The 8,970-nt window shown below is 68.3% G+C and carries 14 protein-coding genes; 1 reads left to right on the top strand and 13 read right to left on the bottom strand.

Going from position 1 to position 8,970, the window contains the following annotated elements; genetic code table 11:
• Nucleotides 1–17: 17 nt before the first annotated feature.
• The 7 genes from rpsM to secY all read right to left on the bottom strand — a co-directional run bounded on the left by rpsM (nucleotide 18) and on the right by secY (nucleotide 4,925).
• Nucleotides 18–398: a 30S ribosomal protein S13 gene (gene rpsM, locus ACTMS0_RS10885; RefSeq protein ID WP_441155013.1), complete on the bottom strand. Its 381-nt coding sequence runs from the start codon at nucleotides 396–398 to the stop codon at nucleotides 18–20.
• Nucleotides 399–666: 268 nt separating this feature from the next.
• The gene (gene rpmJ / locus ACTMS0_RS10880) at nucleotides 667–780 is read right to left on the bottom strand and encodes a 50S ribosomal protein L36 (protein ID WP_012184307.1); all 114 of its coding nucleotides are present in this window, start codon (nucleotides 778–780) and stop codon (nucleotides 667–669) included.
• 92 nt (nucleotides 781–872) lie between these two features.
• Entirely contained in the window at nucleotides 873–1,094 is a 222-nt protein-coding gene (gene infA / locus ACTMS0_RS10875) for a translation initiation factor IF-1 (RefSeq protein WP_007073013.1), read from the bottom strand.
• A gap of 231 nt (nucleotides 1,095–1,325) precedes the next feature.
• Nucleotides 1,326–1,922, bottom strand: coding sequence for a DUF1707 SHOCT-like domain-containing protein (locus ACTMS0_RS10870; protein ID WP_441155012.1), 597 nt, complete (start codon nucleotides 1,920–1,922; stop codon nucleotides 1,326–1,328).
• Between the two features lie 91 nt (nucleotides 1,923–2,013).
• Complete coding sequence (gene map, locus ACTMS0_RS10865; protein WP_441155011.1) at nucleotides 2,014–2,859, bottom strand: type I methionyl aminopeptidase; 846 nt, start codon at nucleotides 2,857–2,859, stop codon at nucleotides 2,014–2,016.
• Nucleotides 2,860–2,936: 77 nt separating this feature from the next.
• Nucleotides 2,937–3,590, bottom strand: coding sequence for an adenylate kinase (locus ACTMS0_RS10860; protein WP_441155010.1), 654 nt, complete (start codon nucleotides 3,588–3,590; stop codon nucleotides 2,937–2,939).
• Nucleotides 3,591–4,925 carry a preprotein translocase subunit SecY gene (gene secY, locus ACTMS0_RS10855; RefSeq protein WP_441155009.1) on the bottom strand — a complete coding sequence of 445 codons (1,335 nt, stop codon included), beginning with the start codon at nucleotides 4,923–4,925 and terminating at the stop codon, nucleotides 3,591–3,593.
• Between the two features lie 704 nt (nucleotides 4,926–5,629).
• Between secY and ACTMS0_RS10850 the strand changes: the two genes are divergently transcribed.
• On the top strand, nucleotides 5,630–6,022 hold the full coding sequence (locus ACTMS0_RS10850; RefSeq protein ID WP_441155008.1) for a hypothetical protein: 393 nt from the start codon (nucleotides 5,630–5,632) through the stop codon (nucleotides 6,020–6,022).
• Nucleotides 6,023–6,275: 253 nt separating this feature from the next.
• On the opposite strand, the gene rplO is transcribed toward ACTMS0_RS10850, so the two are convergent.
• The 6 genes from rplO to rpsH are packed head-to-tail and all read right to left on the bottom strand — an operon-like array spanning nucleotide 6,276 to nucleotide 8,902.
• Nucleotides 6,276–6,719: a 50S ribosomal protein L15 gene (gene rplO / locus ACTMS0_RS10845; RefSeq protein ID WP_441155007.1), complete on the bottom strand. Its 444-nt coding sequence runs from the start codon at nucleotides 6,717–6,719 to the stop codon at nucleotides 6,276–6,278.
• Entirely contained in the window at nucleotides 6,719–6,901 is a 183-nt protein-coding gene (gene rpmD / locus ACTMS0_RS10840; RefSeq protein ID WP_441155006.1) for a 50S ribosomal protein L30, read from the bottom strand. Before rpmD ends, rplO begins: the two co-directional genes overlap by 1 nt.
• Nucleotides 6,901–7,515 (bottom strand): 30S ribosomal protein S5, encoded by a 615-nt coding sequence (rpsE, locus tag ACTMS0_RS10835; RefSeq protein ID WP_091102580.1) that lies wholly within the window; start codon nucleotides 7,513–7,515, stop codon nucleotides 6,901–6,903. Before rpsE ends, rpmD begins: the two co-directional genes overlap by 1 nt.
• 34 nt (nucleotides 7,516–7,549) lie before the next feature.
• Complete coding sequence (rplR, locus tag ACTMS0_RS10830) at nucleotides 7,550–7,939, bottom strand: 50S ribosomal protein L18 (protein ID WP_441155005.1); 390 nt, start codon at nucleotides 7,937–7,939, stop codon at nucleotides 7,550–7,552.
• Nucleotides 7,936–8,478: a 50S ribosomal protein L6 gene (gene rplF / locus ACTMS0_RS10825; protein WP_441155004.1), complete on the bottom strand. Its 543-nt coding sequence runs from the start codon at nucleotides 8,476–8,478 to the stop codon at nucleotides 7,936–7,938. The genes rplR and rplF overlap by 4 nt, the downstream gene beginning before the upstream one ends.
• A gap of 16 nt (nucleotides 8,479–8,494) precedes the next feature.
• Nucleotides 8,495–8,902 carry a 30S ribosomal protein S8 gene (gene rpsH, locus ACTMS0_RS10820; RefSeq protein ID WP_441155003.1) on the bottom strand — a complete coding sequence of 136 codons (408 nt, stop codon included), beginning with the start codon at nucleotides 8,900–8,902 and terminating at the stop codon, nucleotides 8,495–8,497.
• Nucleotides 8,903–8,970: the final 68 nt, after the last annotated feature.

Here is an 8,970-nt window from a genome sequence, read left to right as displayed (position 1 = left end):
AGTCTGTGCGCTCCTAGTTACTTCTTGCCGGGCTTCTTCTTGCCGGCGACGGTCCGCTTCGGGCCCTTGCGGGTCCGCGCGTTGGTCTTGGTCCGCTGGCCACGCACGGGCAGGCCCCGGCGGTGCCGGATGCCGGCGTAGCAGCCGATCTCGACCTTGCGGCGGATGTCAGCGGCGACCTCGCGGCGCAGGTCGCCTTCAACCTTGTAGTTGCCCTCGATGTGAGTGCGGAGCTGGACCAGCTCCTCGTCAGTGAGGTCCCGAACGCGCTTGTCCGGCGAGATGCCGGTGGCGGCGAGCGTCTCCAGGGCGCGGGTGCGACCCACGCCGAAGATGTAGGTGAGCGCGATCTCCATCCGCTTCTCGCGGGGGAGATCGACGCCGGCTAGACGTGCCATGTGCGGGCGTACTCCTCGTGATGTCGTGCGGAGGTGTGGACCCGTCCCACCCCGCTACCGACCGGCCCCTGTCCTTCCGGCGCCTGTCAGCGCCGGCGACCGGGATCGGTCGCTGCCCGAGCGGGCCCCGGCCTCCGACCGGGGGTCAACCACGATGAGGTACGCGATGCGCACTCCCGCGGCTGGGACGAGCTGTGATGTGTTGTCAGGATCTGCGGCCCGGACCGGTTGTCGACCGGCCGCGGTGTCGCGACCGGTCGGAACTGGTTCAGCCCTGGCGCTGCTTGTGGCGCGGGTCGGTGCAGATGACCATGACCCGGCCGTGCCGGCGGATCACCCGGCACTTGTTGCAGATCCGCTTGACGCTCGGCTTGACCTTCACGGTTGCCTTACTTCCCATCTGGCCCGGCGACGCGGTGCTCGCGACTCCGGGCGACGAAGACGGACACGGGACTCACCCGGCCGTCGTCAGGCTTACTTGTAGCGGTAGACGATGCGCCCTCGGGTCAGGTCGTACGGCGAGAGTTCGACGACGACCCGGTCCTCCGGCAGGATGCGGATGTAGTGCTGCCGCATCTTGCCGCTGATGTGAGCCAACACCTTGTGACCGTTCGCGAGCTCCACGCGGAACATGGCGTTCGGCAGGGGCTCGATGACCCGGCCCTCGATCTCGATGGCTCCGTCTTTTTTCGGCATGTCCTCCGCTGTCCTGACGTCGGTTTCTCCGGACGGCCCACAACGTCTTACACGGGATGACTGATCGAGATCAGATGGCCCGCGCCAGCCGCGGCTCCGACGCCCACCGAAGCGCAGGGTGGGCATGCCGGAGTGGACGCTGTGCGCCGATCAGAAAGTGTACGCCCGCCTGCACGCCGCCGCCAAACCGACCGTCCATCACCGGCGACACGAACAGAAGAAACCGGACGTTCAGCCGGATTCGCCCGGAAGTTCCCGACTTTCCCGCCGCGCGGCCGTGCGCTCCCGCCTGCGGGCCCGCTTCTCCCGCCGCCGCTGCCGGCGGCGCTCCCGCTCGTCCGCCCAGCGCGCCGGCTCCCCCGACGTGATCCCGAGCACAGTGCGGACCAGCAGCACGGCCCCCCACGGGCCCGCCACCCAGCCGGGCCAGAAGTAGAGGGCGTCCCGGGACATCAGCGACGTCACCGCCCAGATCGCGACCACGATCGGAACGACCTTCAGCCACGGCTCCCACACCTCGGCGAGCCACCGGGCGACGACCGGTCGGGCTCCGACCGCCGGCACCCAGGACGGCGTGGTCGGCCCGCCCGTCGGAGCGAGAGCGCTCCCGTCCGGGACGGCGAGCGCCGAGGCCGCCGCGCCGGCCGGCGCCGGCAGGTCCGCGAGCAGCGCGTCGAGTTCGCCGTACGTGCGGGCGGCGTACGCCTGCTGGAGGCGCTCGTCGTACTCGTGCAGGTCCAGACGCCCCTCGTCCACGGCCGACCGCAACCGGTCGGCCACCGCCTGCCGGTCGACATCGGCGGCGCGCATCCCGTCCCGCCCCTGCATGGGTCCCAGCATGCCACCGGCGCGCCACCGGCCGCGGTCCCGCGTCCGGCGGAGCCGGTGCGGGCCGGCGGAGACGGTCAGGCGCGGGGGGTCAGGCGGCCGGCGCGGACTGGCGGGCGGTGACCAGGTCGCCGAGGCGCTCCCGGCCGCCGTCCGGTGCGGTGAGCACCCACACCCCGTCGGGCAGCAGCGCCATGGTGTGCTCGACGTGCACGGCCATCGACCCGTCCCGGGTCACCACCGTCCAGCCGTCGGCCAGCTCCACCGTCCGGGGCGACCCCAGGGTGATCATCGGCTCGATGGCGAGGGCCATGCCGGGTACCAGGCGGGGCCCCTTGCCCGGGCGCCCGTGGTTGAGCACGTGCGGGTCCTGGTGCATCTCGGTGCCGATGCCGTGGCCGCCGTACCCGTCGACGATGCCGTACCGCCCGCCCTTGCGGACCGCCGTCTCGACGGCGTGGGAGATGTCGGTGAGCCGGCCCTTGCCGCTGGCAGCGCCGCGGGCGGCTGCGGCGATGCCGGCCCACATCGCGTCCTCGGCGACCGCGGCCATCTTGAGCAGCGCCGGGTTCACGTCGCCGACGCCGACGGTGATCGCCGCGTCGCCGTGCCAGCCGTCCAGCACCGCCCCGCAGTCGATGGAGATGAGGTCGCCGTCCCGGAGCACCTGCCGGGGGGACGGGATGGCGTGCACCACCTGCTCGTTGACCGAGGAGCAGATCGAGGCGGGGAAGCCGTGGTAGCCCTTGAAGGAGGGGACGGCCCCGGCCTCGCGGATGGTCGACTCGGCGATGGCGTCCAGGTCGGCGGTGCTGACGCCGGGCGCGACGGCCTCGCGCATCCGACGCAGCGCCTCGGCCACCACCAGCCCCGCGGCCCGCATCTTCTCGATCTGTTCAGGGGTCTTCAGCTGGATGTCCAGCTGGGGACGGCGCATCGGGTCGTTACCTTTCCTGCCGAAGAGCGGGGTACGTCGTCGCGTACCCCGCTCTTCGCACTCTATCCGCCGGAGGATCAGCCGCCGTACGAGCGCAGGGCGTCGATGGCGCGGACGGTGACGTCCTCCACCGGGCCCGTGGCGTCGATGCCCACGAGCTTGCCCTGTGCGCCGTAGTAGTCGACCAGCGGCGCGGTCTTGTCGGCGTACTCCCGCAGGCGGGTGGCGATGGTCTCCGGCTTGTCGTCGTCCCGCTGGAACAGCTCGGCGCCGCACCGGTCGCAGATGCCCTCCCGGTTGGGGGCGTCGAACTCGACGTGCCAGATCTTGCCGCAGCCGCGGCAGGTGCGCCGGCCGGAGAGCCGCCGGATCACCTCGTCGTCGTCGACGACCAGCTCCAGCACCAGGTCCAGCGCGGTGCCGAGGTCGGCGAGGAGCTTGTCCAGCGCGGCGGCCTGCGGCGTCGTACGCGGGAAGCCGTCGAGCAGGAAGCCCTCGCTCGCGTCCGGCTCGGCGAGCCGGTCCCGCACCATGTTGATGGTCACCTCGTCCGGCACCAGCTCGCCGGCGTCCATGTACCGCTTCGCCTCGACGCCGAGCGGGGTGCCCTGCGACACGTTGGAGCGGAAGATGTCTCCGGTCGAGATCTTCGGCACCGCGAGGTGCGCGGCGATGAACTCTGCCTGCGTGCCCTTGCCCGCCCCCGGCGGGCCAACCAGAACGAGTCTCATCTACCGCAGGAACCCTTCGTAGTTCCGCTGCATCAGTTGGCTCTCGATCTGCTTGGTTGTCTCCAGACCGACGCCGACCATGATCAGCACAGCGGTGCCGCCGAACGGGAAGTTCAGGTACTGCTGGCGGTCCAGCCAGATGAAGAAGAAGTTCGGCAGGATCGAGATGATGCCCAGGTAGAGAGCGCCCGGCAGGGTGATCCGGCTGAGGATGAAGTCCAGGTAGTCGGCGGTCGGCTTGCCGGGGCGGATGCCCGGCACGAAGCCGCCGTACTTCTTCATGTTGTCCGCGACCTCGGTCGGGTTGAACGTGATCGAGACGTAGAAGTACGTGAAGAAGATGATCAGCAGGAAGTAGACCGAGATGTAGATCGGGCTGGTCGGGTCGACCAGGTTGTTCTGAATCCACGCCTGGGTCTTGCCCGGGTCCGTCTGGTCGAAGAACTGCAGGGCCAGCTGCGGCAGGTAGAGCAGCGACGAACCGAAGATCACCGGGATGACACCGGCCTGGTTGACCTTGAGCGGGATGTAGGTCGAGGTGCCGCCGTACATCCGCCGGCCGATCATCCGCTTGGCGTACTGCACCGGGATCCGGCGCTGCGCCTGCTCGATGAAGGTGACCGCGGTGATGACGACCAGGACCAGCGCGATGACCAGGAGGAACTTGCCCCAGCCGCCGTTGTCACTCTGCTTGATCTGCCAGCCCTCGGCGGGGAGCCGGGCCGCGATCGAGGTGAAGATCAGCACCGACATGCCGTTGCCGACGCCCCTGTCGGTGATCAGCTCGCCGAGCCACATCACCACGCCGGTGCCGGCCGTCATCGTCATGACCAGGATGGTCAGCGTCAGCCAGTCGGGGACCCCGGTCCCCTCGGGGATGATCGGGAACTGGTCGCACTGGTTCTGGAAGAGCTGACCGGAGCGGGCCAGCGCGACGAACGCCGACGCCTGCAGGACACCCAGCCCCAGGGTCAGGTAGCGGGTGTACTGGGTGATCTTCGCCTGGCCGGCCTGACCCTCCTTGCGGAGCTGCTCCAGCCGCGGGATCACCACGGTCAGCAGCTGCAGAATGATCGACGCGGTGATGTAGGGCATGATGCCCAGCGCGAAGACCGACAGCTGCAGGAGCGCACCACCGGAGAAGAGGTTGAGCAGGTTCAGGACGCCCGTGGAGCCGTTCTCCAAGGTGTCCAGGCACTTCTGCACGTTGCCGTACGACACACCCGGGCTGGGCAGCGTGGCGCCGAGCCGGTAGATCGCGATGATGCCAACTGTGAACAGCAGCTTCTTGCGCAGGTCAGGCGTACGGAACGCACTGATAAAGGCGGACAACAACTGGATCCTCCTGCGCAGAAGGCCCGCCCGGCTCGCCTACCAGCAACCGGGGGGCGCCATCGAACCGGCGACAGCACGAAGTCGCCGAGGAGACACACTAACAGTCCGGTCCGCTACCACGCCACGGGTTGCCCCGCCGCTCGCAGAGCTGCGGAAGCAGCCCTACTCAGAGGACACGTCGAGGGCCGTCACCGGAGGGACGGCGTCGGCAAGGTCGAGGCCGCTCCGACAGCCAGATGTCTTGGCCGGCCAGCGCCGGCCCAGCCGCTGAACTTCTCGAAGACGGGACCGGCAGCCGTCGCCGTTTCCGCCTCGACCATGACACCGTAACGGCGAGGTTCGAATGGCCGGCAACCCCATCCGTCATCACAGCGCCCCACCGCTGCGGTAGCGACGGCGATCCGGCCGATGCCAGACCCGGTAGAGCTCATCACCACGACGCCGACGGCCACCCGGCCCTCAGCTCCATTCGGCGCCGGCAGTCACAGCAGTTTTCCGGTATCGCGCACGAACAACCCCTGCATACGTCGCCGAACTGGCATCTGCTGGCGCCCAAGGATCGGCGATATCGGCCACGCCTACTCCTTGAAAGCCCACAACTCAATGAGAAGCGTGAAAGACCACAATCGACGCATGGGGTTGACGGCCATCGAGGACCGTCGTAGCGTCCTTCGTGACTGTCCGTCATGAAGAGAGGACACGGGGTGAACCTCACGCGTACGTTGGTCAGAATTGCGGCAGCAGTAGCACTCGCTCTAGCCGGTCTTGCCGTAGCTCCCGGGTCAGCAGCTTCCGCCGCGACCTGCGACGTGCACATCGGAACGACCTACAAGAGTGGAAGCCAGATCGTCGGATATGGGAGCATGGCGAACTGCGGCAGCGGCCAGGCCACGCTCAAAATCCAGAAGGAGACCTGCTGGGACTGCTGGAGCCAGGTTGGCAGTTCGGTGACCTTCACCGGCTCGGGATACGACAAGTACATCTACTACAACTGCAAGGGAACCGGCACTCAAACCTATCGCACGCTGATTACCGGCAAGACAATTGGCGGTGCGTACAAGACCAAGGCATCTAACAAGATCCGGGTCACCTGCTAAGAATTCATCTTCTTTGACTGGGAGCGTTATGCCAATGGCATAACGCTCCCAGTTCGTAGGTTCTGGCTGCACCGAATGCCTATTAGCGCCCGTACGAGTGTCGACCGAGCGGCCAACGCCATCGCCGCGGAGGCGCGCCAAGCAAGGATGCAGTCACACTTCGGCAGTGCTCGAAGCCCATTCACCCTGTGGAAACCCGTATGGCGCTCGTTCGTCGGTCCGACAGATCGAGCGCCACACGGGTGTTGTGAACTTACAGCTCGGTGACCGAGCCGCCGGCGGCGGCGATCTTCTCCTTGGCCGACGCACTGAACGCGTGCGCCGACACCTGGAGCGCCACCCCACCGAGGTCGCCGGTGCCGAGGATCTTGACCGGCTGGCCCTTGCGGACCGCGCCGGCCTCGACCAGCTCGACCGGACCGACCTGGCCGCCGTTCGGGAACAGCTCGGCGAGCCGGTCCAGGTTGACCACCTGGAAGGTCACCTTGAACTTGTTCTTGAAGCCCTTCAGCTTCGGCAGGCGCATGTGGATGGGCATCTGCCCACCCTCGAACGCCGCCGAGATGTTCTTGCGGGCCTTCGAGCCCTTGGTACCGCGGCCGGCGGTCTTGCCCTTGGAGCCCTCACCGCGACCCACACGGGTCTTCGCGGTCTTGGCACCGGGCGCCGGACGCAGGTGGTGGACCTTGATCGTCATTACTCGACCTCCTCGACCTTCACGAGGTGGTTGACCGCGAAGATCATGCCGCGGATCTCCGGACGGTCCTCCTTGACCACCACGTCGTTGATCCGCTTGAGGCCGAGCGAACGCAGCGAGTCACGCTGGTTCTGCTTGGCCCCGATCTCGGACCGGACCTGGGTGACCTTCAGGCGAGCCATCAGGACGCCACCCCCGCCCGCGACGCCAGCATCGCGGCCGGCGCAACGTCCTCGACCGGCAGGCCACGACGGGCGGCGACGGCCTCGGGGGACTCCAGCCCCTTCAGCGCCGCCACCGTGGCGTGCACGATGTTGATCGGGTTGGACGACCCGAGGCTCTTGGAGAGCACGTCGTGGATGCCCGCGCACTCCAGCACGGCGCGCACCGGCCCACCGGCGATGACGCCCGTACCGGCCGAGGCCGGCTTGAGCAGCACGACGCCGGCGGCGTCCTCGCCCTGCACCGGGTGCGGGATCGACTGGCCGATCCGCGGCACCTTGAAGAAGTGCTTCTTGGCCTCCTCGACGCCCTTGGCGATCGCCGCGGGCACCTCCTTGGCCTTTCCGTAGCCCACGCCGACGGTGCCGTCGCCGTCGCCCACGATCACCAGGGCGGTGAAGCTGAAGCGACGACCACCCTTCACGACCTTGGCGACGCGGTTGATCGCGACGACCCGCTCGAGGTGCGGGGTCTTCTCGACGGGCGCGTTTCCGCGGCCGCCCTCACGGCGGTTGTCGCGGCGACCACCCTCGTTGCCACCGGACCCGCCGCCACGGCGCTGTTGACCTGGCATCAGCAGCCTTCCTTTTCTCTCGTGACGGGGTTTGTCAGAACTCGAGCCCGGCTTCGCGGGCGGCGTCGGCAAGCGCGGCGACCCGCCCCGCGTACCGGTTGCCACCGCGGTCGAAGACGACCTTGGAGATGCCGGCGGCCTTCGCGCGCTCGGCGAGCAGCGCACCGACCTTGCCGGCCAGGGCGCTCTTGTCGCCCTCGGCGCCCCGCAGCGAGCCGTCCAGGGTCGAGGCCGACGCCAGGGTGTGACCCTTGGTGTCGTCCACGATCTGGGCGACGATGTGCCGCAGGGAGCGGGTGACGACCAGGCGGGGACGCTCGGCCGTACCGCTGATGTTCTTGCGGACCCGGAAGTGCCGGCGCGCACGCCCGACGGCGCGCTTGGCGGCGACGCCGCGGCGGCGCTTGAGCAGCGTGGCGCTCACTTCTTACCTGCCTTTCCAGCCTTGCGGCGGATGACCTCGCCCTGGTACTTCACGCCCTTGCCCTTGTAGGGCTCCGGCGGGCGGATCTTCCGGATGTTCGCGGCGATCTCGCCGACCAGCTGCTTGTCGATGCCGGCCACGTGGAACAGCGTCGGCCTCTCCACCGTGAAGGTGATGCCCTCCGGCGCCTGCACCAGGACCGGGTGCGAGAACCCGAGCGCGAACTCCAGGTCCTTGCCCTTGGCGGTGACCCGGTAACCGGTACCCGCGATCTCCAGGCTCTTGCGGTAGCCCTCGGTGACGCCGACGATCATGTTGGCGACCAGGGTACGGCTCAGGCCGTGCAGTTCCTTGGCCTTGCGCTCGTCGTTCGGGCGGGCGACGTTCAGCTGCCCGTCCTCGGCCCGCTCGATGGTGATCGGCTCGGCCAGGGTGTGCGAGAGCTCGCCCTTGGGGCCCTTGACCTTGACGGTCTGGCCCTCGATCGTGACGTCGACGCCGGCTGGCACCGGGATCGACTTACGTCCAATACGCGACATTTCTACCTGTCTCCCGTTACCAGACGAAGGCGAGGACTTCCCCGCCAACGCTCCGCTTGCGGGCCTGCCGGTCGGTGAGCAGCCCCTGGGACGTCGAAATGATCGCCACGCCCAGCCCGCCGAGCACCCGCGGGAGCCCGTCCGACTTGGCGTACACCCGGAGACCGGGCTTGGACACGCGCTTGATGCCGGCCAGGCTCCGCTCCCGGTTCTGGCCGTACTTCAGTTCGACGACCAGTCGCTTGCCGACGGCGCCCTCCTCGGGCTCCTCGACCGACCAGGTGGCGATGTAACCCTCGGTCTTGAGGACCTCGGCGATGTTCGCCTTGATCTTCGAGTAGGGCATCTTCACCTGGTCGTGGTACGCCTGGTTGGCGTTACGCAGACGCGTGAGCATGTCTGCGATCGGGTCGGTCATCGTCATTAAACTCGTCAACCTTTCTCGCCGGGGTTCCCGAGACCTCCCGGGCCTACGGCGAAGAGACAGTGCAG

It is taken from the genome of Micromonospora sp. H33 (assembly GCF_052068455.1).
Classification (GTDB): Bacteria; Actinomycetota; Actinomycetes; order Mycobacteriales; family Micromonosporaceae; genus Micromonospora.
Note: the sequence above shows the minus strand (reverse complement) of the source record. Positions and strands in the feature narration are given on the sequence as shown.